Raw genomic sequence first — 26284 nt, forward strand, 5'->3', positions numbered from 1 at the left:
TCAGGCACTCGCGAGGCCGTTTGAGGTGCGCACGATGTTCACGATGCCACGCATGATGTCGGTCAGCCCGTAGTCCTTCGGTGTGAAGACGGCCGCAACACCGAGCGTCGCCAGGCGTTCCGCGTCCGCGGGCGGAATGATCCCGCCGACCACGACCGGGACGTCCCCGAGACCAGCCGCACGCAGCCCGTCCAGCACCTCGGGCACCAGGTTCATATGCGAACCGGAGAGCACCGACAGCCCGACCACGTGGACGTCCTCCTCCACAGCCGCGGCGACGATCTGCGCCGGCGTGAGACGGATCCCCTGATAGACCACCTCAAAGCCCACATCACGAGCCCGTACCGCGATCTGCTCGGCACCGTTGGAATGCCCGTCCAACCCGGGCTTACCCACCAGCAGCCGCGGCCGGCGACCCAACTCACCGGCGGTCACGGTCACCAGGTCACGCACCTCCCCCAGCCCGGCGCCCGCAGCGGCGGCCGACGGCGCGGCGGACACCCCGGTCGGCGCACGGTACTCACCGAACACCTCACGCAGCACACCCGCCCACTCCCCCGTCGTCACACCGGCACGAGCACACGCCAACGTCGCCGGCACCAGGTTCGCATCCGTCTTCGCCGCCTCACGCAACCCCAGCAGCGCCTCGTCGACAACGGAGGCATCACGGGCGGCCCGCCACGCCGCGACCTGGACCCGAGCCGCCTCCTCACCAGCCGGATCCACCGTCTGCACGGCCGCGTCCAGGTCGGCGAGCAGCGGACTCGGCTCGGTCTCGGTGAACCGGTTCACCCCGACAACAACGTCCTCACCGGACTCGATCCGCGCCCGCCGCATCGCCTGCGAGGCCACCAACCGGGACTTCATGTAGCCGCTCTCCACAGCGGCGACAGCCCCACCCATCGCCTGCACCCGGTCGATCTCCTCGGTCGCGGCGGCAACCAGCTCCTCCACCCGCCGGGCCACCACCACCGAGCCCTCGAACAGATCCGGGTACTCCAACAGATCCGTCTCATAGGCCAGGATCTGCTGGATACGCAACGACCACTGCTGATCCCACGGACGCGGCAGGCCGAGGGCCTCGTTCCACGCAGGCAGCTGCAACGCGCGGCAACGGGCATCCTTCGACAACGTGACCCCGAGCGCCTCCAACACGATCCGGATCACGTTGTTCTCCGGCTGCGCCTCGGTCAACCCCAACGAGTTGACCTGCACCCCGTAACGGAACCGGCGGTGACGCGGATCCGTCACCCCGTAACGAGTCCGCAGCAGATCATCCCACAGGGCGACGAACGCCCGCATCTTGCACATCTCCTCCACGAAACGCACCCCGGCGTTCACGAAGAACGACATCCGGGCACACACCTCACCCATCCGCTCCGCCGGCACCTGACCGGAAGCGACCACCGCGTCGAGCACCGCGATCACCGTGCACAACGAGTACGCCAACTCCTGCACCGGCGTCGCACCCGCCTCCTGCAGGTGATAGCTACAGATGTTGATCGGGTTCCAGCGCGGGATCTCCGTCACCGTGTACGCCACAATGTCCGTGATCAGCCGCAGCGACGGGCCGGGCGGGAACACATACGTCCCCCGCGACAGGTACTCCTTGATGATGTCGTTCTGGGTCGTGCCGGTCAGCTCCTCGGCCGCGACACCCTGCTCCTCCGCCACCACCTGGTACAACGCCAGCAACCACATCGCCGTCGCGTTGATGGTCATGGACGTGTTCATCCGGCCCAACGGGATCTGCTCGAACAACGCCCGCATGTCACCGAGATGCGCGACCGGCACACCCACCTTCCCGACCTCACCACGCGCCAGCACATGATCCGGGTCGTACCCGGTCTGCGTCGGCAGATCGAAGGCCACCGACAGACCCGTCTGCCCCTTCGCCAGATTGCGCCGGTACAGAGCGTTACTCTCCGCCGGACTCGAATGACCCGCGTAGGTCCGGACGATCCACGGCCGGTCACGCTCCGACCTGGCCACATCCGTCATCGCCGCCTCCTAGCGCTCCGTGCGACGCCCAGGAACCGGCAGCCGGACGGACGCCGCCCCCGCGCGCAGAGCCACAGGCACGGGCCGTGCGCACGGACCTCGGGGCACATCCGACGCCGAGCCAGGACGGGGATCAATGGCCGCCGATCCTCGCGAGATCCGGCGACGGCAGCAGCGTAGCCGCCGATGCCGGTCCGGCGCCCCCAGTGCGCAGGGCCCGGGCCGGCCGAGAGCTCCTACGGAGAGTTACCCGGAACAGGGCTACCCAGACGCTGGACGTCCAGGCGGCTGCCGTTCAGCGGCGGACGTTCAGGCGACGGAAGGGCTCGACGGCGGCGGACGCGGGTGGCGGCGGGCCTCAGGCGGAGGAGCAGGCGCTCGGGCCCCAGATGTTCTTCAGGTCGGCGGGGATCAGGTCGCAGGCCGCGGTGCCGCGGCCGACCAGGGTCCACGGGGCGCTGCCGACGCGCTTCCACACGTGCGGGTCGGGGGCGTCCGTCTCGGCGACCCCACGGATCTCGGTCATACCGACGGCCCAGAACTCGTCGCGTTCCTTGTCGACGCCCTCGACGGCGCCGTAGAACATCCCGTTGGGGATCGTGACGTCCGACGCGACCGGGGCGGCGGCACCGGTCTTCTTGCGCACCTCGTAGGCGGCGAGCCACATCAGCGGCTGGCGCAGGGTCGTGGGCTCGTTGCCCTTGAGCGCCAGCGTCCGCGCCCTGCCGGCGACCCGGCTGGTCTCCCAGGGGACCGAGGGCAGCGGGGGGCTGAGGATCGCGTCGTCGGGCTGCTCGACGGCGACGGCGCCCGGCGTGGCGGAGTCGTCGGAGGCCCAGACGAGCCCGATGACCACCCCGAGCACGACCGCGACCACGAAGGAGGCGGCCACGAGGAGCGGCCGCTGCTGCTGGGTCCAGGCCGCGGCCCCCGGCCGGGCCGCCCGACCACCGGCTGGGTCCACCCCCGCGGGCACCTCCACGTCCAGCATGTCTGTGTCTTACCTCCACCATGCCACGACCCGGCCCGATTATCGGGAAAGCATGCCCTATGCCGGCTCGGCGCCCGCCAACGGGGACTTGCCGATCACTCAGCGTCCACGGACGATCGTCGCCGGTGACGAATCTCACGGGACGAAGCCGCACCCCCGGGGGCGCTCTCTCAGGCTGCGGGCACGCTCAGGCCACGGACCCGGTGGGGACTTCAGGCCGCGGGGACGCTCAGGCCGCGGGCGCGGCGGGCGTGGCCGACCGTGCCGTGCCCGCCAGCACCGGGAGGCACGGCAGCGAGCCGGTCGGGCGCGATCTGGACGCGCAGCAGACGTCCAAGGCGGTCGACCGCGAGCAGGCGTCCGAGGGCCGCGGAGGCGTCCACCAGGACGAGCGTGCGGCCGAGGGCGCGGGCCCGGCGGGCGCCCCCGAGCAGCACCCCGACACCCGCGTGGTCGCCCAGCTCCAGCCCGCCGACGTCGACGTGCAGTGGGCCGCGACCGGCGTCGATCGCGTTGTGCAGCAGCATCCGGAGCTCCCCGACGGATCGGACGTCCACCGTCCCCACCAGTCGGAGGGTCTGGTTCCCGCCCTCGCCGGGACAGTCCGCCTCCACCGCCCGCACCGTCGACGACTCGCCCATCGCGGCCTCCGATTCCCCATGCACCGGCAGGCCGAGACTGTCGCGTCGGGCCCGCCGTTGGGCACCTGCACCTGCGCTCGGCTTGCCGCACACAGCTGGACGAGTCCCGCGGACAGCCGATCGCAGTGGGGGGCTACTCGGAACCCACCCATGGCGATGATCTCACCAATCTCTCCCATATGTTCCATTTGACTGGTGTGACGATCCAGCTCAGGCCCAAAGACCCATCCGAACGTCGGTGTCGGTGCGACGATGGACCTGGCGGGAAACGAACCTGGGACCAGGGCACCGAAGGCCCCGGGCGCCCCGCGACAGACCAGACGGACCAAGGGGTGATCATGGAGACCACCGCTCTCGGCTTCCTCTATGGACCCACCCTGGTCCTGATCGCCGTCGGTGTGCTGGTCGCCGTCTGCCGGCTGACCTCGACGCCGGACGCGCACACCGATCACGACGCCGATCACGACGCCGACCACGACCCGGACGCGGATGGCGGCGCCGATGGCGGTACCGGTCATCCGGGCGGCGACCGGCGCGCGGATGACTTCGGCCTGCTGGTCGCCGTCGCCACCGTGCCTAGCGAGCGGGCCGAGCGGCTGCGGGCGACCCTCATCGGCAGCGGCGTGCGCGCCACCCTGGCGCCCGCGCGGCCGGTGCCCGCCCCGGTGAGCCCCCGCGGCGACCTGCTCTACCTGGCCGGGGAGCTCCAGCACGTGCTCGTCTTCGCCGCCGACCTGCCCAGGGCCGTGCACGCGCTCGCCCAGAGCCGCCGCGAGCCCACCGACGGCGCCTGACCCGCCCGCCGACACCCGTACCAGTCCTGGCCCAGGTCCGCCGGTCGGTTGTCGCGGTCAGCTCGGCCGCGGTCGACTCAGGCCGCGGCCGCCGAGGACGGCTCGCGGCGGATCTCGGCGCCGAGCGCGGTGAGGTTCTCCACGAAGTGCGCGTACCCGCGGTCGATGTGGTGGACGTCACGGACCACGGTCGTGCCCTCCGCCACCAGGCCTGCCAGCACCAGCGCCGCGCCGGCGCGGACGTCCGAGGCGAGCACGGAGGCGCCGGTCAGCCGCGGGGTGGGCCGGACGACCACGTGATGGCCGTCGGTGCGCAGGTCGGCGCCGAGCGCGTGCAGCTCCCGGCAGAACACGAACCTGCTGTCGAAGACGTTCTCGGTGATCAGCGAGATTCCCTCGCTGACCGCCTCCAGTGCGATCACCTGCGGCAGGAGGTCGGTCGGGAAGCCCGGGTAGGGCAGCGTGACGACGTCGATCGAGCGCGGCCGCCCGTCCGCGCTCACCCGGAAGCCGTCCTCGACGAGCTCGACGGCCGCCCCCGCGCCCGCGAGCTTCTCCAGGACGATCCCGAGGTGCTCGGCCCGGCCGTGCCGGATGGTCACGTCGCCACCGGTCATCAGCGCGCCGATCGCCCACGTACCCGCGACGATCCGGTCCGGGACGGTGCGGTGCAGCACCGGCCGCAGCCCCTCCACCCCCTCGATGACGAGCGTGGACGTGCCCGCGCCGTCGATCCGGGCGCCCATGGCGGTGAGCAGCGCGCACAGGTCGGCGATCTCCGGCTCCTGGGCCGCGTTGTCGATCACGGTCGTGCCCTTGGCGAGCGCCCCGGCCATCAGCAGGTTCTCGGTGGCCCCGACGCTCGGGAAGTCCAGCCAGATCGAGGCGCCCTGCAGCCGCCCGGAGCAGCGGGCCACCAGTACCCCGGCCTCGACGTCCACCACGGCACCGAGCTTCGTCAGGCCGTTCATGTGGATGTCGAGCGCGCGCGAGCCGATCGCGTCGCCACCGGGCAGCGCCACCCGGGCCTCCCCGCGGCGGGCGACGAGCGGCCCCAGGATGGCCACCGACGCCCGGATCCGGCGGACGAGCTCGGCGTCCGCGGTGGCATCGACCACCTCGGGTATGTCGATGACGATCCGACCCCCGGCCCGGTCACGCTCCGCCCCGGCCCCGAGGCCACGCAGGACGTCGGCCATCACCGAGACGTCAAGGATGTCGGGTACCGCGTCCAACGTGGTGCGGCCGGGCGCGAGCAGGCTCGCCGCCATCAGCTTCAGCACCGAGTTCTTCGCGCCCGGAACGGCGACCTCGCCGACCAGCCTGGTCCCGCCTGTCACGACGAAGCACTCCACGGGCTCCGATGCTAGGTGCTCCGTGGAAGATCTTCAGCGCGGCCTCGGCAAACGGCGCGCCCCGGCCACAACCGGACACCAACGAAGACCTCCGGGGACCACCGACATCCATCCGACGATCTGACCGGATTGCTATGCATGCGGCGCCGAGGCAGAGTCCACGGCAGCACCGGGCGAACCGGCGACGCCCAGCACGCGCACTCCGTCGTGGTGACGCAGGAAAGGCTCCGGCTGGCCGGCGAGCGCGTCGGTGACCCGCACGGCGAACGCGGGCACCGACCGCTGGACGACCTCGTCCACGGTGAGCCAGTCGACCGCCACGGACTCGTCGGTCTGGGAGCTGATCACGGCGGAGACCGCACGGCAGAGGAAGACCATCGCCACGACGCCCATGGGCAGGTTGAGGTAGATGCCGTAAGGCGAACCGGCTCCACGAGCGCCCCGGTCTCCTCCCGCACCTCGCGGCGAAGCCCGTCCTCGAAGGTCTCACCACGCTCGAGGACTCCGCCCGGAATCTGCCACGCGCCGGTGTCCCGCCGCTGGATGCAGAGCACGCGACCGTCATCTCTGCGTGTCACACCGGCTACGCTTACGGAATGCATGCGCGGAACCTACCAATTGGGTTACGTCGACTTGGATTACCTGGACCTGACCTGGACTTCGGTTTCGGTGCTCCTAGCGCGCCTTGAGTCCCTGCCGCCGGAAACCCACGCCTCGTACGGGACCGAGGCCCGGGCGTTGCTCGAGGATCCGATCGCCACGGATGACGCGCTCGCCGCGATTCTGGGCGACCCGTCCCAATCCGAACAGGCGCGATTCAACGCGTTCTATTGCGTGCAGGCGCGCGCCTGGCGTCGCAGGGATCACCTGACTCACCGGGCGAACGTGGACCAGTACCAGTCCGCGTTCGGCGATCATCCGATGTTCTACTTCATGCAGGCCGAGTACTACTCCTCACTCGACGGCGAGCCGGCGAACAGACAGGCAGCTCTCACTTTCGCGCTCGAAGCGGTGCGCCGGCTGTCGTCGATCCCAGGGGTCCTCCATCTGGCGGCCTCGATCATCGCGGATCAGTACGAGGCGGACACGGACCCGGATCCCCAGCTCCTGCTGGAGGGAGAACGGCTGATCCGGCAGGCGATCGCCCTCAGCCACGGCGCCTACCCGCGTTATCACGGCACTCATGCCCGCATAGCCACTCTCCGGGGCGCATACGCCACGGCTCGAGCGAGCATCGCGCGAGCCATCGACGAGGAGGACAGCTCGGGAGCCGAGTACGCGCTGCGAATCGGTGACTACCAGTTGATCCGCGCCCGCATCCAGTACGCGCAACAGGCCGATCTGCTCCGGATAGGACAGAACGAGGCGACCACGGAACTGCGCGGTATCCGGACCCAGATCCTCGAGATCATGGGCCTGCTCGCGGCGGTGATCGCGTTCATCACGACCGCCGCCAACATCGCGGCCGGGCAACCTCCGGGACCGGCGTCGGGCCTCCTCACCTGCGCCGGAGGCGTGACGCTCCTGGTGTTCTGGGGCTTCCACATCCTGGTCATCGGTGGCGGAGACTCCCGACGGCGCCTACTTCCCCTCCTCCTGGGGGCGATACTCCTCGGCGTCGGCCTGGCACTCGCCGGACACTGACCGACGAAGCAGGGGCGAGAGGGGAAGGTGACTGGCGGAGATGCAGGTGACGGTGGCCTCGAGCTGGTCGGCAAAGGCCCACAACGAGGACGCTTGCGGATTTCGAGCGGACGGCGCCTGGGTGGTCGACGGAGCGACAGCCCTCGAAGCCGGACCGCCGATCGAGGGCCTTCCCGCCGCCGCCTGGCTGAGCTCGGTGGCCGACGACTACCTGCGCAGCGTCGACTGGGACGGTGCCGAGCTCGCGGACGTCCTCGCACGGCTGGTCGGACACGTGACGGCGCGGGCGCGGCTCGCCGGGCTGCCGTACGCGGGCACGTGCCGCTCCACCGGGTTCCCCACCGCCGCGATCTCGGTGGTGCGGCAACGCGGTGACCTGCTGGACCTGTGCCTTCTCGGCGACGTCCCCGTCGTGCTGGCCCCGGCCGGCGGCCGGCCGTCTCCAACCGTGTTCGTGGATCCTCAGTTCGCGACGACCGAGCGGACGATCCTCGATGCCATCCGGGCGGACATCGACCACGGCGACGATCCGGCGGCAGCTTATGGACGGGCACGCGGGACCCTGCTGGAGCGCCGCCGGCGGCGTAACACGTCGCGCGGGTCGTGGATCCTCGGGGACGTCCCGGAGGCCACCCGTCACGCGCACTGCCGCACTCTTCGCCTGACCGGCGGCGAGGACCTGCTGCTGCTCTCGGACGGCTTCGCCCGGCTTGTCGAGCCGTTCGCCCTGGTGGACGGGTACGGGGCTCTCGTTGACGCGGTGCGCCGCGGAGCCGCGGAGGAGCTGGTGCACCGGCTCCGCGAGACCGAACAGGCGGACCCCGAGTGCCGGCGCCATCCGAGGTTCGGGGTCAGTGACGACGCGAGCGTCGTGCATGCCGTGATCTGAAGGTCTTCACGGGCACCGGGACGGCGGCGCCCATACAGTGACGCCATGGCGGTGCACCTGACCCGGATCTACACCCGTACCGGCGACGACGGCACGACGGCGCTGGGTGACATGTCGCGGGTGGCGAAGACGTCGCCACGGCTGGCCGCCTACGCCGACGTCGACGAGGCGAACGCGGCGATCGGGGTGGCGCTGGCGCTGGGCGAGCTGGGCCCGGACATCCGCGAGACGCTCGGGCAGGTGCAGAACGACCTGTTCGACGTGGGTGCCGACCTGTGCACCCCGGTGGTCGCCGAGCCGAAGTACCCGCCGTTGCGGATCACCGACAGCTACGTCGACCGTCTTGAGCAGGCCTGCGACCACTACAACGAGAACCTGGCGAAGCTCAGCTCGTTCATCCTGCCCGGTGGCACGCGCGGGGCGGCCCTGCTGCACGTGGCGCGCACGGTGGCGCGCCGGGCCGAGCGGGCCTGCTGGGCGCTGGTCGAGGCGGAGCCGGAGGCGACGAGCCCGTTGCCGGCCCGTTACCTGAACCGCCTGTCCGACCTGCTGTTCATCCTGTCCCGGGTCGCGAACCCGGACGGGGACGTCCTGTGGAAGCCGGGCGCCGGCGGCTGAGCAGAGCCCCGGCGACGGCCTGGGGCCGACGGAGCCTGGGGCTCTGCCGGCCTCTGGAGCCGCCGTCTCGGCTTCGACGCCGACAGGTGTCAGCGCCGAAGCCGGGGTGTTCCGGCGAACCGCGTCAGGCGATCGTCGCGCTCTCGGCGAGGATGCTGACGCCCTCCTTGGTGACGGAGACGAAGCCCCCGTCGACGGCGGCCGAGATCTCCTGGCCGCCGACCTTCACCCGCACGGTCTGGTCGCGCACGAGCACGGCCAGCATGGGGATGTGTCCCGGCAGGACACCGATGTCGCCGTCGACGGTCCGGGCGACGACCATGTCGGCGTCGCCGGACCACACCTCCTGCTCGGGCGAGACGATCGCCACCCGCATCGGCATTACAGGTTCTCCGCGTTCTTCTCGGCGTCCTCGATCCCGCCGCACATGAAGAACGCCTGCTCGGGCAGGTGGTCGTAGTCGCCCTGGGTGAGCCGGCGGAACGAGTCGATCGTCTCGTCGAGCGGGACGAACTTGCCGGGGATGCCGGTGAACTGCTCGGCGACGAAGAACGGCTGGGACAGGAACCGCTGGATGCGGCGAGCCCGGTTGACGAGGATCTTGTCCTCTTCGGAGAGCTCGTCGATACCGAGGATGGCGATGATGTCCTGCAGGTCCTTGTAGCGCTGCAGGATCCGCTGCACCTCGCGGGCGGTGTCGTAGTGCTCCTGCCCGATGTACCGGGCGTCGAGGATCCGGGAGTTCGAGTCCAGCGGGCTCACGGCCGGGTAGATGCCGAGGTCGGAGATCGCCCGGTCGAGCACCGTGTTGGCGTCGAGGTGGGTGAACGTCGTCGCCGGGGCCGGGTCGGTCAGGTCGTCCGCGGGGACGTAGATCGCCTGCAGCGAGGTGATCGAGTGACCGCGGGTCGAGGTGATCCGCTCCTGCAGGGCGCCCATCTCGTCGGCCAGCGTCGGCTGGTAGCCGACGGCGCTGGGCATCCGGCCGAGCAGCGTCGACACCTCGGAGCCGGCCTGGGTGAACCGGAAGATGTTGTCGATGAACAGGAGCACGTCCTGCTTCTGCACATCCCGGAAGTACTCGGCCATGGTGAGCGCGCCGAGGGCGACCCGGAGCCGGGTGCCGGGCGGCTCGTCCATCTGGCCGAAGACGAGCGCGGTGTCCTCGATGACGCCGGCCTCGGTCATCTCCAGGAACAGGTCGTTGCCCTCACGGGTGCGCTCGCCGACGCCGGCGAACACCGACACGCCACCGAACTCCTTGGCGACCCGGCGGATCATCTCCTGGATGATGACGGTCTTGCCGACGCCGGCGCCGCCCATCAGACCGATCTTGCCGCCTCGCACGTACGGGGCGAGCAGGTCGATGACCTTGATGCCGGTGGTGAACATCTCCGTCTTCGACTCGAGCTGGTCGAAGGCCGGCGCCGAGCGGTGGATCGGCCAGTAGGTCTCGGCGTCGACCTTGTCCACGTCGAGCGGGTTGCCGAGCACGTTGAACACGTGGCCCTTGGTGGCGTTCCCGACCGGGACGGAGATCGGCGCGCCGGTGTCGCGGACCGGAGCCCCGCGCACGAGGCCGTCGGTCTGCTGCATGGAGATGGCGCGGATGGTGTTGTCGCCGATGTGCTGCGCGACCTCAAGGGTCAGGACCGCGGTCTCGCCGTCGATCGTGCGGTCGACGTGCAGCGCGGTGTAGATCTCGGGAAGCTCGTCGGGGGCGAACTCGACGTCGACGACCGGTCCGATGACTCGGGCGACTCGGCCGATCCCCGGAGTCCGGCCCTCCGCCGTGGTCGGCGAGCTGGTGGTGACGGTCATGGCGTCCTCGGTTTCACTGTCGTTGCCCGCCGCCGCGGGCTTCGGCTTGACGTTCGTCGGTGTCGACGCCGGCAGCGGAGTCGATGCCGGCTGTGAGCCCAGTGTCCACACCGGTCCGCCCGCCGCCTAGTGCGTCGGCCCGCCGCGGTGCACGCCGGGGCAGGGGTGGCCGGAAGATCACAGGTCTCCTACGCGCCGGACGCCAGGGCGTTCGCGCCACCCACGATCTCGGAGATCTCCTGGGTGATGGCGTCCTGGCGGGCCCGGTTGGCCGCGCGGGTGTAGGTCTTGATGAGGTCCTCGGCGTTGTCCGTCGCCGACTTCATCGCGCGCTGGCGGGCCGCCGACTCGGAGGCCGCCGACTCCAGCAGCGCCGCGTAGAGACGGCTCTCGACGTACCGCGGGAGCAGCGCGTCGAGGACGGCCTCGGCCGACGGCTCGAACTCGTAGTTCGGCAGCGGCCCACCGGCCGGCGGCTCGTCGTGCTCGCGCAGGACCATCGGGAGCAGGCGGTGCGCCACCGCGTTCTGGGTCATGGCGCTGACGTACTCGGTGAAGACGAGATGGATCTCGTCGACACCGCCCTCCTCGGTGGGCGTGGTGAAGGCCGTGATGAGGGCGTCCGCCACCGCCTTCGCGTCGCTGTAGCTCGGCTGCTCGGAGAAGCCGGTGTAGTCGCCGGCCAGCGCCCGGCCGCGGAAGCGGTAGTACGTCCCCGCCTTGCGGCCGACCGCGTAGAGCAGCGGCTCCTTGCCCTCCTCACGCAGCAGCTCGACCAGCTCCCCGGCGCGCTTGAGCGCGTTGGAACTGTAGCCGCCGGCGAGGCCGCGGTCGCTGGTGATCACGACCACGGCTGCCCGCGTCGGCTCCGGGCGCTCGGTGGTGAGCGGATGAGCGATCGTCGTCTGCGACGCCACGGCACTGATCACTCGCGTGATCTCCTCCGCGTACGGCCGGGACGCGGCGACCCGCGCCCTGGCCTTGGCGATCCGCGAGGCGGCGATGAGCTCCATCGCCTTGGTGATCTTCTTGGTGGACTGGACCGTCTTGATCCGCCGCCGATATTCGCGAAGCTGGCCCGCCATGGGTCAGTGACCCGCGGTCTCGTCGGACGGCTTGCGGTGGTGGACGGCGATCTCCTCGCGCTCCACCGCGGACGGGTCGAGCGCCTCGGGGACCGCCTCGTTCACCAGCTGCTTGCCGCTCGACAGCGTGAACTGCTCCTTGAACTCGGCGATGGCCGACTCCAGGGAGGAGACGAGGTCGTCGCCGAGCTTCCCGGTGTTCACGATGGTGTCGTAGATGGCGCTGTGGGTCCGCCCGACGAAGTCGAGGAACTCGGCCTCGAAGCGGCGGATGTCCTCCACCGGCACGTCGTCCAGCTTGCCGGTGGTGCCGGCCCAGATCGACACGACCTGGCGCTCGACGGAGAACGGCTTGTTCTGGGGCTGCTTGAGCAGCTCCACCAGCCGGGCGCCGCGGGCGAGCTGGTCGCGGGAGGCCTTGTCCAGGTCGGAGCCGAACGCCGAGAAGGCCTCCAGCTCGCGGTACTGGGCGAGGTCGAGGCGCAGGCGGCCGGCGACGGACTTCATCGCCTTGACCTGCGCGCTGCCGCCCACTCGGGAGACCGAGGTACCGACGTTGATCGCCGGCCGGACGCCCTGGTTGAACAGGTCCGACTCCAGGAAGATCTGGCCGTCGGTGATCGAGATGACGTTCGTCGGGATGTAGGCCGAGATGTCGTTGGCCTTGGTCTCGATGATCGGCAGCCCGGTCAGCGACCCGCCCCCGAGCTCGTCCGAGAGCTTCGCGCAGCGCTCCAGCAGACGGGAGTGCAAGTAGAAGACGTCGCCCGGGTAGGCCTCACGGCCCGGCGGGCGGCGCAGCAGCAGCGAGATCGCGCGGTACGCCTCGGCCTGCTTGGAGAGGTCGTCGAAGACCACCAGCGAGTGCTGGCCATTGTACATCCAGTACTGCCCGATCGCCGAGCCGGTGTACGGGGCGATGTACTTGAAGCCCGCCGGCTGGTCGGCCGGGGCGGCGACGATCGTGGTGTAGGCCAGCGCGCCGGCCTCCTCGAGGGTGTTCACCACCTCGCGGATGGTCGTCTTCTTCTGGCCGATGGCCACGTAGACGCACTTGACCTGCTTCTTCGGGTCACCGCTCGCCCAGTTGTCACGCTGGTTGATGATCGCGTCGATCGCGACGGTGGTCTTCCCGGTCTGCCGGTCGCCGATGATCAGCTGACGCTGACCCCGGCCGATGGCGGTCATCGCGTCGATGGCCTTGATGCCGGTCTGCAGCGGCTCCTTGACGGGCTGGCGCTGCACCACCGACGGGGCCTGCAGCTCGAGCGCCCGGGTGCCGGCCGCGGCGATGTCACCGAGGCCGTCGATCGGGCGCCCTAGCGGGTCGACGACCCGGCCGAGGAAGCCGTCGCCCACCGGGACGGCGAGGATCTCGCCGGTCCGGCGGACCTCCTGGCCCTCCTCGATGTGCTCGGCGTCGCCGAGGATGACGCAGCCGATCTCGCCGACCTCGAGGTTGAGGGCCAGTCCCAGCACGCCGCCGGAGAACTCCAGCAGCTCGTTGGTCATGGTGTGCGGAAGGCCCTCGACCCGCGCGATCCCGTCACCGGTCACGACGACACGGCCGACCTCCTCCCGGTCACCGGAGGTGGCCTGGAAGGAGTCGACGTACTCCCGGAGGGCGTCGCGGATCTCCTCCGGCCGGATGGACAGCTCAGTCATCGCGTTGGTCCTTCATGGCTGGCGTGGATCTGGTCATCGGTCGTCTCTGCCGGTTCTGGGATCGGTCCCGGCTTCAGCTCACCCATCGCGCTCCGCGGCCTAACGGGTCAGCCCGCGGCGGGCTGCCGCGAGGCGGCGCAGGACGGTGCCGTCCACGACCTCGTCACCGACCCGTACGGCGACACCACCGAGGACAGCGGGGTCGAGATCGATCTGGAGCTGGATCTGCCGGCCGAAGAAGCGGCTGACCGCCACCTTCAGCCGCGCGATCTGGTCGTCGTCGAGCACGGTCGCGGTACGGACGACGGCGACCACCCGCCCGCGGCGGGCGGCCGCGATCCGGCTGAGCTGCTCCAGGCGCCGCTCGATGTCGCCCTGCTCGCGGTCGGCCACCGCCTGCTCGGCCAGCCGCAGGGTCACCGGGTGGGCGCGGCCGGACAGCAGCCGCGTCACCAGTCCCACCTTCGCGGACGTCGGCGCCGCCGGGTCGGTGAGGGCGAGCGAGAGCTGCGGGTTCTGGCCGAGGATCCGGCCGAACCGGAACAGCTCGTCCTCGACCTCGTCGAGGGCGTCGGCCGCCTCCGCCTCCGCCAGCGTCGCCTCGACGGCGAGCTCCTCGAGCGCGTACCTGAGGTCGACGGGACGCGACCAGCGACCGGCGACGGCCGCCGAGACGACGGCGAGCGCCCCCTGGCTGATCTGCCCGCCGAGCAGACGGGCCGCGAGGCCCGTCCGCGACTGGGGCGGCGCGCCCGGGTCGGTGAGGGCGCGCCGAACCGTCGGCTCGCCCCCGACGAGGGTGGCGACCGCGCTGAGATCGCCGGCGATCCGACGGACCTCGGGCGCGACCGTACCGGCGGTTGCGCCGATCGGCACCGCCGTCACCTGGTCGAGGACCGACCTGGCGGCGGCGAGCGACTGCCGGCTGGCTCCCTCCACCGTCAGACTCCCGGCCCGGCCGGGACGGCGTCAGGCTGCGGAGCCTCGTCGAGACCCGCGATGAAGTCGTCGACGAGCTGCCGCTGGCGGGTGTCGTTCTCCAGCTCGCGGCCGACGATCCGGGTCGCGAGCTCGAGCGCGATCTCACCGATCTCACGGCGCACGGAGGCCACGACCTGGGCACGTTCCGCGACCAGCGCCGCGTCCGCCCGCTCGCGGATCTCGGCGACCTCCTGCTGCACCTGCGTGCGCAGCTCCTCGACGATCTGCCGCCCCTGTGCCTGGGCGTCCTCGCGGATGCGAGCCGCCTCCGAGCGTGCTTCGGCGAGCTGGGAACGGTACTGCTCGAGCAGGGCCTGTGCCTCGCGCTCCGCCCGTTCGGCGCGGTTGAGACCACCTTCGATACGTTCGGCCCGCTCGGCATAGGTCTTACGGATCTGTGGGTAGATCTTCCAGAAGAAGAATCCGACGAGAAGACCGAAGGCCAGCAGGCCGACGATCAGCTCGGCGAGCGGCGGCACAAGGACGCTGTCCTCGTGTTCCGCGCCTTCTTCGGCGGCGGCTAGAACTAGATTCTGCAGCACAGGGCGCCCCGGATCAGGTGAAGACGAACGGCACGACGAAGCCGATGAGGGCGAGCGCCTCGACGACAGCGAAGCCGATCAGCATGTAACGGAAGGCCACCTGCTCGGCCTCGGGCTGGCGGGCGATGGCCTGGATACCCAGACCGAAGATGATGCCGACGCCGATGCCAGGGCCGAGGGTCGCGATGCCGTAGGCCACCGTGCCGATGTTGCCGCTGATCGCGTCATCAGCGGCGAGCAACGTGGCCGCGGAAAGAGACATCGTAGGGATCCGTCCTTCTGTGGTCGGTGCACCGGGGCTCTCCCACGGTGCGCGTGGGTCGATTCAGGTTCAGGCCCGCGCCACCGCGCCAGCGGCGGTGACCGGCGCACTTGTTTCGTGGCCGTGGATCGGGGAGTGGTCCGCCGCGTGGTCTCCGCCGCCGTGCGAGGAGATCGCGCCGCCGATGTAGGCAGCTGTGAGGACCGTGAAGATGTAGGCCTGCAGCACGTCGATCATCAGCTCGAACAGCGTGAGAGCGATCGCCATCAGGCCGGAGACCAGCCCGAACACGAACTGGGGCTTCGGCAGCAGGTAGTCGGCGCCCAACGCGAAGACCAGCAGCAGCATGTGGCCGGCGAACATGTTGGCGAACAGCCGGATGGCGAGGGTGGCGGGGCGGGCGATCATCGTCGAGACGAACTCGATCGGAGCCAGGATGACCTTCACGAACAGCGGCGCGGTCGGCGCCGGCACCAGCATGTCCTTGAAGTAGGTACCGGCCCCGTGTTCGCGGATACCGACGATGTTGAAGATGAACCAGCTCACCGCGGCCAGGATCATCGGCAGCGCGATCCGCGACGTCGTCGGGAACTGCGCGACCGGAATGACCGCCATGACGTTGGAGAGCAGGATGAAGCAGAAGAGAATTGTCAGGTACGGGGAGAACGTCCTGCCTCGCTCGCCGATGACGTTCTGAGCGATCTGGAGATCGACGAAGTCGTAGATCGACTCGCAGAAGTTCTGGAGCCCGCGCGGCACCAGCGTCGCCTTGCGGAACCCCAGCCAGAGGAAGCCGCCGACGAACAGCGCGACGAACAGAGTCAGCGCGGACCACTTGTTGAAGTAGAAGTCGATCGGGCCCAGGTCGAACTCGAACCAGCTCTTCGGCTTGAAGACATCGGGAGTCGGCCCGTGGAAGCCGTCATCGGCCGCCAAGAGCACCGATCCGCTCGGCACTTCCGATACCTCCAAGATCATTTATGCTGACAAAGTTCGCGATCCCCCCGGGGTCGGATCGACCTCACCCTATACGGGATGGGCCGCCGCTCCGGGCAATCGAAGACACGCGGATGACCGTCGGACGCGACCCGCTCACAGCCCCGGTGGCAAGGGACACGCTGTCCCGGACCCGGCGCGTTCGACGCGGGGACGTCCTGTGTCGAAGGCATCTTCACGACGCTCTTCGACAGGGCAGATGCTATCTGCCCGGGCGCTGGAGAGCACTGGTTGCAGGACTAAGATCTCCGACAGACAGTCGAACGTTCATCTTCCGTTGGGTTTTTGGACATGTTGTCACACTACGTCATCGACACACTGCCCTGAGCACCGTCAGCGGCGGGCTCCGAACCGGTAGATGACCAGATAGAGCGACGCGATGATGCCGACGATGAGCCCGATCGGGAAGAACAGGGCGTCGAAGCCGGCGAGCCGATCGATCCCCAGACCGACCAACCCCCAGAAGCCGCCGCCGGCGATGAGCGTGCCGATGACGCCCCAGGCTTCGCCCGGCGGTGGATTCGGTGACGCGGCCGAGCCCGAGCTTAGTCTTTCTTCCCTTTCACTATTGTCCTTTTTGCCCGAATCTTCGCGATCGGGCCCGTTGGTGCCGTTCGCCATCACGTTGTTCCTAATCCTGGATCACCGCTGATCCGCTGATCCCCGGCCGCCCCGAGGCTCGTCCTCACCGGTCCGGCGGCCTGTCCTCGCCGGTCCCCCGACTGGTCCGCACCGGCCGCCGGCCGATCCGCACCCGGCTCCCGGCTGGGCGCACGGCCACCGGTCATCGCGGTGGCGGCCGCCACGGTCTACGGCTGTTCGCCGGACGCCCGCGGCGGGCGCGCGGCCGCGGATGACGGATTCCCCCGGACGGGGCCGCCGGGGCGAGCGACCCGCGACGGATCGAGCGGAGCGACGCGGGACGGATCGAAGGTCGCCGGATCGTAGAACGGCACGCGCAGCCTGGTGGCGGCCCAGACCTCGGCGCCCACCCAGCACAGTGTCGCGGCCATGATCGACCAGGCGAAGCTGGGCAGGTCGATCGCCGTCGCGTCGCGCAGCGCCACCAGGACGACCCCCAGAGTGGCGACCTTCGCCGCGTAGATCCCGAGCGCGGCCGGCAGCAGCATCGTGGTGGCGCCGCGCCGGGCGACCGCGACCAGGGCGAGCTTGCCGAGCGCGAAGAACGCCGCCACCAGGCCGACCGCGAGGGCTCCGCCGGCGATTCCGGCCGCGCCCCGAATGGCGCCGGTCAGCACAAGGACCACAGCCAGCAGCACCGCCATCGTGCACAACCCGGCGCGCAGCGCCGGGCGAGCCGCGGCGATCATGCGCGCCGGGCCGCGCGCTGGCCCGTCAGAAGAAGGGCGAGCAGCGCGAGCAGCCCCACGCCGACTGTGGCGACGAGGATCGGCAGCGGCGAGTCGGAGAAGGAGGCCGCCACTCCCCCGAAGCCGACGAGCGCGGCCCAGAAGTACATCAGCAGAACCGCCCTGACGTGGGAGTTGCCAATCGAAAGAATTCGATGATGCAGGTGCATCTTGTCCGCCGCGAACGGCGAGCGCCCCGCCTTCGTCCGCCGGATGACCGCGAGCCCGAAGTCGAGCACCGGGACGGCCAGCACCGCCAGCGGGATGGCCAGCGGAATCAGCGACGGAAGCTGTTGGGAGGGTCCAGCGTAACCCCCGTACGCGACCTGACCGGTCACCGAGATCATCGAGGCGGCCGAGAGCAGCCCGATGAGCATCGAGCCGGAATCCCCCATGAACAACCGGGCTGGGTTGAAATTGTGCGGAAGGAAGCCGACACACACCCCGGCGGTGACCGCGGCGAGCAGCGCGGCCGGTGAGGCCCGGTAGAAGCCGTTGGTCACCGCGATCTGGTAGGCGAAATAGAACGTGGCACCGGCCGCGATCGCGGCGACCCCGGCGGCCAGGCCGTCCAGGCCGTCGATGAAGTTCATCGCGTTGACCAGGATGAGCGTGGCGAAGATGGACAGCGGGACGGCGGTCTCCGGCCCGAAGCTGAGTGTGGTCTCGCTGTTCCGGTCGATCGCGAAGGACCACTGCACGCCGAGCAGGACCATGACGCCGGCGGCCGCGACCTGACCGGCGAGCTTGGTCAGCGAGTCCAGCTCCCAGCGGTCGTCGGCCGCCCCCAGCAGGCAGATCAGCGTGCCGGCGACCAGGACGGCACGAGTCTCCGACCAGTCCTGGGAGACCACGGAGAGGAACGGCAGTTGATCGGCCACCTCGAGGCCCGCATAGAGCCCGGCCAGCATCGCCAGGCCACCGAGCCGCGGGGTGGGCGTCGCGTGCACGTCCCGGGCCCGGGGCCGGGCGACCGCCCCGACACGGAAGGCGATCCAGCGGGCGATCGGCGTCGTGAGGAAGGTGACCGCCGCCGCCACCGCGAAGACGAGCAGATACTCGCGCATCCCTACCTGTTCCGCCGTTTCATCCTGCGCCGTTCCGGGCTCTCATCGTGCGCCAGCCGGCGCGGTCGCCCGCCGCCACCCGCAGCCGCGAACGGGCCGTGGCCCGCGGCCGCCCGGCTATCTCGGATAGGCCGGATGGCGGTTGACCAGCACGGACACCGCGGCGGAGACGTCGGCCGCCGCGGACGGGTCACGCACCGCACGGGCGATCAGACCGGCGATCTCCTTCATTTCGCCCTCCCGCATGCCCTGCGTCGTCACCGCGGGAGTGCCCACCCGGATGCCGGAGGAGATCGCGGGCGGCTGCGGGTCGTACGGGATGGCGTTCTTGTTGAGCGTGATGCCCGCCGCGTCGCAGCGTGCCTCGGCGTCGCGGCCGGTCACGCCGAGCTCCCGCAGGTCGAGCAGGGTCAGGTGGGTGTCGGTGCCGCCCGCCACCGGCCGGACGCCCTCGGCCGCCAGCCCCTCGGCGAGGGCCTGGGCGTTCGCGATCACCTGGTGGGCGTAGATGGCGTACTCGGGGGTCGCGGCCTCCTTGAGCGCCACCGCCTTCGCCGCGACGGCGTGCATCAGCGGCCCGCCCTGGCTGAACGGGAACACCGCCTTGTCGATGCGGGCGGCCAGCTCCTCCCGGCAGAGGATCATGCCGCCGCGCGGGCCGCGCAGCACCTTGTGCGTGGTGAAGCTGACGACGTCGGCGTGCGGCACCGGGCTCGGCAGCGCGCCGCCGGCGACCAGCCCGATGAAGTGCGCCGCGTCCACCATCAGCCAGGCGCCGACCTCGTCGGCGATCGAGCGGAACGCGGCGAAGTCGATGCGGCGGGGGTAGGCCGTCGCCCCGCAAATGATCATCTTGGGCCGGTGCTGCAGGGCCAGCTCACGGACCTGGTCGTAGTCGATGAGCTCGGTGTCCTCCCGGACCCCGTAGGCCACGACGTCGAACCACCGCCCGGAGAAGTTGACCCGGCTGCCGTGCGTCAGGTGCCCGCCGTGCGGCAGCGACATCGCCAGGACGGTGTCCCCCGGTGTGAGCAGGGCGGCGTAGACGGCGAAGTTCGCCTGCGTGCCGGAGTGCGGCTGCAGGTTCGCGTGCTCGGCGCCGAACAGCTCCCGGGCCCGCGCGATGCCGATCTCCTCGGCGCGGTCGACCACCTGGCACCCGCCGTAGTAGCGGCGCCCCGGGTAGCCCTCGGCGTACTTGTTCGACAGCGTGGAGCCGAGCGCCGCGAGCACCGCCGGCGAGGTGAAGTTCTCGCTCGCGATGAGCTGGAGGCCGCCGCGCAGCCGCTCCAACTCGTCGACCACGACGGCGGCGATGTCCGGATCGGTGGCCCGCAGCTGGTCGAAGTCCGGGCCCCAGAACGGAGTACTCACGATGACCCACCTCCCGCCGGCTCGATGCCCAGGATATGACCGGCCGCCCCGGGCCCGCGCGTCGCCCGCCGGGTCAGCCGCCGGCTCGCGCGGGGCCCAGCCGGCGGCCAGCCCGGGACGGCGGCCGGCCCGCGCAGGTCAGCGGGCGGCGCACAGCGGTCCGCGCGCCGGTCAGCGGGCGGCCGGTTCCCGCACGAGGGGCAGCACCGAGCGCAGCGCCGCGAGGTCGACCGCCCCCTCACGGACCACAGTGGGAACCGGCCCCGTGCAGTCCACGATCGTCGACGCGGTGCCCACCGGGGTGGTCCCGCCGTCCAGGTAGACCGCTGCGGCACCGCCGAGCTGCGCCACCGCGTCGATCGCGCTCGTCGCCGGCGGACGTCCGCTGATGTTGGCGCTGGAGACGGCCATCGGCCCCGTGCGCCCGAGCAGCTCGATGGCCACCGGGTGCAGCGGCATGCGGACGGCGACTGTCCCCCGGGCGTCGCCGAGATCCCAGCGCAGGGACGGTGCGTGGTTGACGACCAGCGTCAGCCCACCGGGCCAGAACGCCCGGACGAGATCCCGGATGTGCCCCGTGACCTGCTCGGCCAGGCCGTCGAGGGTCCGCCACGAGCCGACCAGCACGGGCACCGGCATGTTCCGCCCGCGCCCCTTCGCCGCGAGCAGCGCGGTGACGGCGTCCCGGTTGAACGCGTCGGCGCCGATCCCGTAGAGGGTGTCGGTCGGCAGCACGACGAGCTTGCCGCGGCCCACCGCGTCGGTGGCGGCGTCCAGCCCGGCCTTGCGCTGCCCCTCGTCGGAGCAGTCGAAAACCTGCATCACACGTCCTCTCCGGCGCTGCGCGGCGGGCGCGGCCCCGGCGGGTTCCAGCGGGCGGTGACGAACCGGTCCCGCCCAGCGAGATCGGGATGATCCACGATTTCGGACCACGAACCAGCCCACCAGCCCTCGCCGGCGAGCAGCGCGGGCACCGTCTGGCCATGTCCGTCCGCGTGTTCCATGACCAGTAAACCGCCTGGCCGCAAGAGTCCCCCGGCGGCGGCCACGACCGCGCGCGGCCCGTCCAGGCCGTCGGGCCCGCCCCACAGGGCCGCCGGCGGGTCGTGCCGGCCGACCTCGGGCTCGACCCTCGGCCGTTCATGATCGGGCAGATACGGCGGGTTGCTGATGACGACGTCGACCCGTCCCGCGAGGTCCGTCAGGACCGTGCCGACCGGCGCGACCGGCCTGCCCGCGTCTGTTGGCGACCGTGGGATGCCGACGTCGGCCTGGTGCACCCGCACCGGCAGGCCCGTGCGCTCGACGTTGCGGCGCAGCCAGCCGAGCGCCGCCGGCTCCAGCTCCACCGCGTGCACCTCGGCGTTCGGCACCTCATCGGCCACCGACAGGGCGATCGCCCCCGAACCCGCACAAAGATCAACACAGATTGGACGTCCAGCCACGACCGCGTCGGGCGATCGCAGGGCCGCGATCGCCCACTCGGCCACCCACTCGGTCTCCGGGCGGGGGATGAACACCCCGGGCCCGACGGCGATGTCCAGGTGGCGGAAGCCGGCAAGGCCGGTCAGGTGCTGCAGTGGGACCCGGCTCGCCCGCCGCTCCACCAGCGCGCGCAGCTCGCCGGCCGCGGCCGGTTCGACCCGGGTGACCAGCACGAGCCGGCCGCGCGACACCCCGAGCACGTGCGCCGCCAGCTGCTCGGCGTCGCCGCGGGGGCTGGCGACACCGGCCGCGGCCAGCCGGGCCGTCGCGGCGGCGAGCTCGACGGCGAGCGTGGCGTCCGCGTGGTCGGCCCGCGTCGTGGACGCGGCCGGGCCTGTCACGGCGTGGCCGCCATCCGGGATTCCAGGTCCGCCTCGGTCAGGGCCTCGATCACGGCGTCGAGGTCGCCGTCCAGCACGGCCTCCAGGTTGTGCGCCTTGTAGCCGATGCGGTGGTCGCTGATCCGGTTCTCGGGGAAGTTGTAGGTGCGGACCTTCTCCGAGCGGTCGACCGTGCGCACCTGGCTCGCCCGCGCCGCCGCCGCCGCCGTCTCGGCCTTCTCCCGCGCCGCGGCGAGCAGCCGGGCCCGCAGGATGCGCATCGCCGACTCCTTGTTCTGGAGCTGGCTCTTCTCGTTCTGGCAGGAGACGACCACCCCGGTGGGCAGGTGCGTGATGCGCACCGCCGAGTCGGTGGTGTTGACGCTCTGGCCGCCCGGCCCGGACGAGCGGAACACGTCGATCCGCAGGTCGTTCGGGTCGACTTCGATGTCGACGTCGGCCGCCTCGGGCAGCACCAGCACCCCGGCCGCGGAGGTGTGGATCCGCCCCGCCGACTCGGTCACCGGCACCCGCTGCACCCGGTGCACACCGCCCTCGAACCGCAGCCGGCCGAAGACCCCCTGGCCGGGGGCCGCCGTCCCGCGGGACTTGACGGCCACACTGACGTCCCGGTAGCCGCCCAGGTCGCTGGGGTTCGCGTCCAGGATCTGGGTGCGCCACCCGCGCCGCTCGGCGTAGCGCAGGTACATGCGCAGCAGGTCGCCCGCGAACAGCGCGGACTCCTCACCGCCCGCGCCCGCCTTGACCTCGAGGATGGCGTCCCGGCTGTCGTCGGGGTCGACGGGCACCAGGTAGGCCCGCAGGCGGGCGGCGAGATCGGCCTGGCTCGCCTCTAGGGCCACGACCTCGTCGCGGAAAGACGGGTCCTGCTCGGCGAACTCGCGGGCGGTCTCCAGGTCACCCTCGACGCGCTCCAGCCGCTGCGCGAGGTCGACGGGGGTGGCGAGCTCGGCGTACCGGCGCGTCAGCTCCCGGGCCCGCGCCGGATCGTTGTGGATGTCCGGATCCGCGAGCCGCTTCTCGATGTCGGCGTGCTCGGCGATCATGCCAACGAGCGGGGAGGTCATCAGGGGTTCCTTCAGGTCGTCGGGACGCGAACGGCGCCCGCCCGGGGATCCGGGACGGGCGCCGAGGACGACCTACTTCGCGCCGCCGACCTTCTGGCCCGGCTGCCGGCGACCGAAGCGCCGCTCGAACTTCTCGACCCGGCCACCGACGTCGAGGATCTTCTGCTTGCCGGTGTAGAACGGGTGGCACTGCGAGCAGACCTCGGCGCTGATGGCGCCGTTCTCCTTGGTCGACCGCGTGGTGAACGTGCTGCCGCACGTACAGGTCACCGTGGTCTCGTGGTACTGCGGGTGAATATCAGCCTTCATGATCCCTCTTCCGATGTGGCCGCCGGGTCGCCGCCGCGGGAGCGGACGGCGTGAACCGGAGCCGGTTGTCGCCAGTGTGCCAGACCCGGCGCCCCGGGCCGGACCAGCCAGCCGCCGACGACAACGCCGCCGCCGGGCCCTGATGTTCCCGGGCCCGGCCGGGGGCTGCCGCCGGGCGGCGGTCAGTCCTGGGGCGGTGCCGTCTTCGCGATCTGCATCAGGAACTCGTAGTTCGTCCTGGTCTGCTTCAGCCGGTCGAGCAGGAGGTCGAGAGCCTGCTGCGGCTCCCGGGTATGCAGGACCCGCCGGAGCTTGTGCATGATCGCAAGCTCGTCGGGGGCCAGCAGGATGTCCTCCTTGCGGGTGCCGGAGGCGTCGACGTCCACCGCCGGGAAGACCCGCTTGTCGGCGATCTTCCGGTCCAGCTTGAGCTCGGCGTTGCCGGTGCCCTTGAACTCCTCGAAGATCACCGTGTCCATCGTCGAACCGGTCTCGACCAGCGCGGTCGCGATGATCGTCAGGGAGCCGCCGTTCTCGATGTTGCGCGCCGCGCCGAGGAACCGCTTCGGCGGGTAGAGCGCCGTCGAGTCGACACCACCGGACAGAATGCGCCCCGACGCCGGTGCCGCGAGGTTGTAGGCGCGACCCAGCCGGGTGATCGAGTCGAGCAGCACGACCACGTCGTGGCCGAGCTCGACGAGCCGCTTGGCCCGCTCGATGGACAGCTCGGCGACGTTGGTGTGGTCGGCCGGCGGGCGGTCGAAGGTCGAGGCGACGACCTCGCCCTTCACCGACCGCTGCATGTCGGTGACCTCCTCGGGCCGCTCGTCGACGAGGACGACCATGAGGTGGCATTCCGGGTTGTTCGTGGTGATCGCGTTCGCGATGGACTGGAGCACCATCGTCTTGCCGGCCTTCGGCGGGCTCACGATGAGCGCGCGCTGGCCCTTGCCGATCGGCATCACCAGGTCGATGACCCGCGTGGTCATCATGTGCGGCTCGGTCTCCAGCCGCAGGCGGTCCTGCGGGTAGAGCGGGGTGAGCTTGTGGAACTCCGGCCGGCCGCGGGCCTCCTCCGGCTCCATCCCGTTGATCGTGTCCAGCCGGACCAGCGCGTTGTACTTGTCGCGGCGCTGCTCGCCCTCCTGCGGCGCGCGCACCACCCCGGTGATCGCGTCGCCGCGGCGCAGGCCGTTGCGACGGACCTGGGCGAGGCTCACGTACACGTCCGTCGGGCCGGTCAGGTAGCCGCTCGTGCGGACGAAGGCGTAGTTGTCCAGCACGTCGAGGATGCCGGCCACCGGCACGAGGACGTCGTCCTCGCGCACCGTCGGCTCGGCGGTCTCGGCCGTGCCGCCCTGCCCGCCGCGGCCACGGTTGCGGCCGCGCTCCCGGAACCGGCCGCGGCGCCGGCCGCCGAACTCGTCGTCGTCCTGGACGCCGCCCTGGGGTGCACGGTCGCCCGGCTGGGTGCGCTCGACCGTCCTGGACCGGTCTGAACCGGCACGGTCGCCGCGGTCGCTGCGGTCGGCACGTTCGCTGCGATCGGCACGGTCGTTCCGGTCGCGGTCGCCGGCCGGCTGTGAGCGGCCCTGGCGGTCGCTGGAACGGTCCCGGTCGCTGGAACGGTCCCGGTCGCCGGAGCGGTCCCGGTCGCCGGAGCGGTCCCGGTCGCCGGAGCGGTCCCGGTCACCGGAGCGGTCCCGGTCACCGGAGCGGTCCCGGTCACCCGAGCGGTCCCGGTCACCGCCGGAGCGATCCCGGTCACCCGAGCGCTCGCGGCGGTCGTCACGACCGCGCGTGGGGGTCTCGGAGCCGTTCGTCCCGGCGCGGACGGAGACGGGCGCCGCGGCGGGCGCGGTCACCGCCGGGCCGTCCGCGGCAGCCGCGGCGGCCTGCGGGCGGGCGGTGTCGTCGGACGACTCCGCACCCCCCGGACCGGTCGGCAGTGTCTGCTGCTCGCCCGCGGGGCTCGTGACGCCACGAGAGGCGCCCCGCCGCCCGCGCACACGGGTCGGGGCCGACGCCGTCTCTGCCGCGGAGCCGGAAACGGAGCCGCCCGTGGTCGCCTCGGCGCCGCTGGAACCGCTCGTCTCCTGGACGGGAGCGACCGAGCCGGCCGCCGCCCGGGGCGCGGAGCTCACCGCGTCCGCGGCGGGAGCCGCCGCGGGCGGAGCGCCCTGCGCGACCGGGGCCACGGAGGCCGGCGCGGACGCGGGCTGGGAGGTCGGCGACGAGGCCGCCGGCACCGATCTGGAGGCCACCTCACCGTTCTGGACGTTCTGGATCGCCGCGATCAGCTGGCCCTTGCGGAGCCTGCCGACCCCGGGGATGCCCATCTGGGAAGCCATGGCCTGCAGCTCGGGCAGGAGCATCGCGGACAGACCGGTACCGGAACGCCGGCGCCGGGGGGCGGAGGACGCGTCAGGCCCGTCCGCGGGGACGTCGACCGACGCGGGCCGGACGGCGTGGTTGCCGTTCGACCGAGTCGTGACGACGGTGTCTACGGACGTCGCGCCGGCCGCGGCGGAACTGTCGACGGGCGAGGCAGGCGCCGCAGACTCACGTGCGCTGTCGGGCAGCACGTCGGTGGTGTCGCTCAAGGTTTTCCTTCCTGGAAGGAACCGGCTTCTCGGGCCGGGCGTAGCGTGTGAACTTTCTTCGCCTGCGCACATGCCGGATGAAGGAGATGTAGCGCCATTCGGACGGCGAGCAACGCGCCCTGAAAGGCGCTGACGGCCGACAGCCGCGAGCGAACCCGATTTCCCGCCGACGGGTGCCGGTACGCCAGCCGAGGCAACGGCGACGAGGTCTGAAGCACCGGGATCCCTGACCAGGACCGGCCACCGTGCGAGGCCAACCGCTGCGGTGAGGCTCCACTGCAGCAAGGCCACCACCGCGTACCAGATCAGGCTGGCGGGGCGAGCACGCGCCGCGGCGCAGCGGGTGCAGTCATCAGACTATCCAGACGGAGACACCTCGGCAA

Annotated in this window: 25 protein-coding genes and 1 pseudogene; 4 read left to right on the top strand and 22 right to left on the bottom strand. The window is 71.2% G+C overall.

The genetic code is table 11. The annotated features are described in order from the left end of the window. The 3 genes from E0504_RS05105 to E0504_RS05115 all read right to left on the bottom strand — a co-directional run bounded on the left by E0504_RS05105 (position 1) and on the right by E0504_RS05115 (position 3633). Complete coding sequence (locus E0504_RS05105; RefSeq protein WP_131622235.1) at positions 1–2001, bottom strand: protein meaA; 2001 nt, start codon at positions 1999–2001, stop codon at positions 1–3. A 358-nt stretch (positions 2002–2359) separates the two neighbouring features. Then, entirely contained in the window at positions 2360–2992 is a 633-nt protein-coding gene (locus tag E0504_RS05110) for a hypothetical protein (RefSeq protein WP_071059416.1), read from the bottom strand. 212 nt (positions 2993–3204) lie between these two features. Next, positions 3205–3633, bottom strand: coding sequence for an STAS domain-containing protein (locus E0504_RS05115; protein ID WP_112106202.1), 429 nt, complete (start codon positions 3631–3633; stop codon positions 3205–3207). Between the two features lie 338 nt (positions 3634–3971). On the opposite strand from E0504_RS05115, the gene E0504_RS05120 reads away from it, so the two are divergent. Then, positions 3972–4427 (top strand): hypothetical protein, encoded by a 456-nt coding sequence (locus tag E0504_RS05120; protein WP_112106206.1) that lies wholly within the window; start codon positions 3972–3974, stop codon positions 4425–4427. A gap of 77 nt (positions 4428–4504) precedes the next feature. On the opposite strand, the gene murA is transcribed toward E0504_RS05120, so the two are convergent. Both murA and E0504_RS54045 read right to left on the bottom strand, forming a co-directional pair. Next, the gene (gene murA / locus E0504_RS05125) at positions 4505–5767 is read right to left on the bottom strand and encodes a UDP-N-acetylglucosamine 1-carboxyvinyltransferase (protein ID WP_112106205.1); all 1263 of its coding nucleotides are present in this window, start codon (positions 5765–5767) and stop codon (positions 4505–4507) included. Positions 5768–5914: 147 nt separating this feature from the next. Further along, positions 5915–6384, bottom strand: a pseudogene (locus E0504_RS54045) (NUDIX hydrolase). Between E0504_RS54045 and E0504_RS05135 the strand changes: the two are divergent. Genes E0504_RS05135 through E0504_RS05145 form a run of 3 tightly spaced genes read left to right on the top strand, consistent with a single transcriptional unit; the run spans position 6383 to position 8933 of the window. Beyond that, entirely contained in the window at positions 6383–7426 is a 1044-nt protein-coding gene (locus E0504_RS05135) for a hypothetical protein (RefSeq protein ID WP_243657421.1), read from the top strand. The pseudogene E0504_RS54045 and the gene E0504_RS05135 sit on opposite strands and share 2 nt — an antisense overlap. A gap of 40 nt (positions 7427–7466) precedes the next feature. Then, positions 7467–8315 (top strand): hypothetical protein, encoded by an 849-nt coding sequence (locus E0504_RS05140; RefSeq protein ID WP_112106201.1) that lies wholly within the window; start codon positions 7467–7469, stop codon positions 8313–8315. A gap of 45 nt (positions 8316–8360) precedes the next feature. Continuing rightward, on the top strand, positions 8361–8933 hold the full coding sequence (locus tag E0504_RS05145) for a cob(I)yrinic acid a,c-diamide adenosyltransferase (protein ID WP_071059412.1): 573 nt from the start codon (positions 8361–8363) through the stop codon (positions 8931–8933). Between the two features lie 124 nt (positions 8934–9057). Here E0504_RS05145 and E0504_RS05150 read toward each other — a convergent pair whose 3' ends face one another. The 17 genes from E0504_RS05150 to rho all read right to left on the bottom strand — a co-directional run bounded on the left by E0504_RS05150 (position 9058) and on the right by rho (position 25901). Further along, positions 9058–9315: a F0F1 ATP synthase subunit epsilon gene (locus E0504_RS05150; RefSeq protein ID WP_018502335.1), complete on the bottom strand. Its 258-nt coding sequence runs from the start codon at positions 9313–9315 to the stop codon at positions 9058–9060. Further along, positions 9315–10754 (bottom strand): F0F1 ATP synthase subunit beta, encoded by a 1440-nt coding sequence (gene atpD, locus E0504_RS05155; protein ID WP_020458662.1) that lies wholly within the window; start codon positions 10752–10754, stop codon positions 9315–9317. The genes E0504_RS05150 and atpD overlap by 1 nt, the downstream gene beginning before the upstream one ends. Before the next feature lie 188 nt (positions 10755–10942). Continuing rightward, positions 10943–11839: a F0F1 ATP synthase subunit gamma gene (locus E0504_RS05160; RefSeq protein WP_071059411.1), complete on the bottom strand. Its 897-nt coding sequence runs from the start codon at positions 11837–11839 to the stop codon at positions 10943–10945. A gap of 3 nt (positions 11840–11842) precedes the next feature. Continuing rightward, positions 11843–13504: a F0F1 ATP synthase subunit alpha gene (gene atpA / locus E0504_RS05165; protein WP_071059410.1), complete on the bottom strand. Its 1662-nt coding sequence runs from the start codon at positions 13502–13504 to the stop codon at positions 11843–11845. Between the two features lie 99 nt (positions 13505–13603). Next, the gene (locus E0504_RS05170) at positions 13604–14443 is read right to left on the bottom strand and encodes a F0F1 ATP synthase subunit delta (protein ID WP_071059409.1); all 840 of its coding nucleotides are present in this window, start codon (positions 14441–14443) and stop codon (positions 13604–13606) included. Between the two features lie 2 nt (positions 14444–14445). Next, the gene (locus E0504_RS05175) at positions 14446–15027 is read right to left on the bottom strand and encodes a F0F1 ATP synthase subunit B (protein ID WP_020458658.1); all 582 of its coding nucleotides are present in this window, start codon (positions 15025–15027) and stop codon (positions 14446–14448) included. Positions 15028–15040: 13 nt separating this feature from the next. Continuing rightward, positions 15041–15289 (bottom strand): ATP synthase subunit C, encoded by a 249-nt coding sequence (locus tag E0504_RS05180; protein ID WP_020458657.1) that lies wholly within the window; start codon positions 15287–15289, stop codon positions 15041–15043. Between the two features lie 69 nt (positions 15290–15358). Beyond that, positions 15359–16246 carry a F0F1 ATP synthase subunit A gene (atpB, locus tag E0504_RS05185; RefSeq protein WP_071059408.1) on the bottom strand — a complete coding sequence of 296 codons (888 nt, stop codon included), beginning with the start codon at positions 16244–16246 and terminating at the stop codon, positions 15359–15361. 372 nt (positions 16247–16618) lie between these two features. Further along, positions 16619–16906 carry an AtpZ/AtpI family protein gene (locus E0504_RS51930; protein WP_020458654.1) on the bottom strand — a complete coding sequence of 96 codons (288 nt, stop codon included), beginning with the start codon at positions 16904–16906 and terminating at the stop codon, positions 16619–16621. A gap of 188 nt (positions 16907–17094) precedes the next feature. After that, positions 17095–17616, bottom strand: coding sequence for a hypothetical protein (locus tag E0504_RS05195; RefSeq protein WP_071059407.1), 522 nt, complete (start codon positions 17614–17616; stop codon positions 17095–17097). Then, positions 17613–18722 carry an MraY family glycosyltransferase gene (locus E0504_RS05200; protein ID WP_112106199.1) on the bottom strand — a complete coding sequence of 370 codons (1110 nt, stop codon included), beginning with the start codon at positions 18720–18722 and terminating at the stop codon, positions 17613–17615. The genes E0504_RS05195 and E0504_RS05200 overlap by 4 nt, the downstream gene beginning before the upstream one ends. A gap of 117 nt (positions 18723–18839) precedes the next feature. Continuing rightward, positions 18840–20096 carry a serine hydroxymethyltransferase gene (glyA, locus tag E0504_RS05205; RefSeq protein ID WP_112106198.1) on the bottom strand — a complete coding sequence of 419 codons (1257 nt, stop codon included), beginning with the start codon at positions 20094–20096 and terminating at the stop codon, positions 18840–18842. Positions 20097–20267: 171 nt separating this feature from the next. After that, entirely contained in the window at positions 20268–20918 is a 651-nt protein-coding gene (locus E0504_RS05210; protein ID WP_071059404.1) for an L-threonylcarbamoyladenylate synthase, read from the bottom strand. After that, positions 20918–21922, bottom strand: a complete 1005-nt coding sequence (gene prmC / locus E0504_RS05215) for a peptide chain release factor N(5)-glutamine methyltransferase (RefSeq protein ID WP_112106197.1) — start codon at positions 21920–21922, stop codon at positions 20918–20920. The genes E0504_RS05210 and prmC overlap by 1 nt, the downstream gene beginning before the upstream one ends. Then, positions 21919–22989, bottom strand: coding sequence for a peptide chain release factor 1 (gene prfA, locus E0504_RS05220; protein WP_112106196.1), 1071 nt, complete (start codon positions 22987–22989; stop codon positions 21919–21921). Before prfA ends, prmC begins: the two co-directional genes overlap by 4 nt. A gap of 72 nt (positions 22990–23061) precedes the next feature. Continuing rightward, positions 23062–23298 carry a 50S ribosomal protein L31 gene (gene rpmE / locus E0504_RS05225; protein WP_018502318.1) on the bottom strand — a complete coding sequence of 79 codons (237 nt, stop codon included), beginning with the start codon at positions 23296–23298 and terminating at the stop codon, positions 23062–23064. Positions 23299–23480: 182 nt separating this feature from the next. Continuing rightward, positions 23481–25901: a transcription termination factor Rho gene (gene rho, locus E0504_RS05230; protein WP_131622237.1), complete on the bottom strand. Its 2421-nt coding sequence runs from the start codon at positions 25899–25901 to the stop codon at positions 23481–23483. Positions 25902–26284: the final 383 nt, after the last annotated feature.

The organism is Parafrankia sp. BMG5.11 (genome assembly GCF_004337455.1).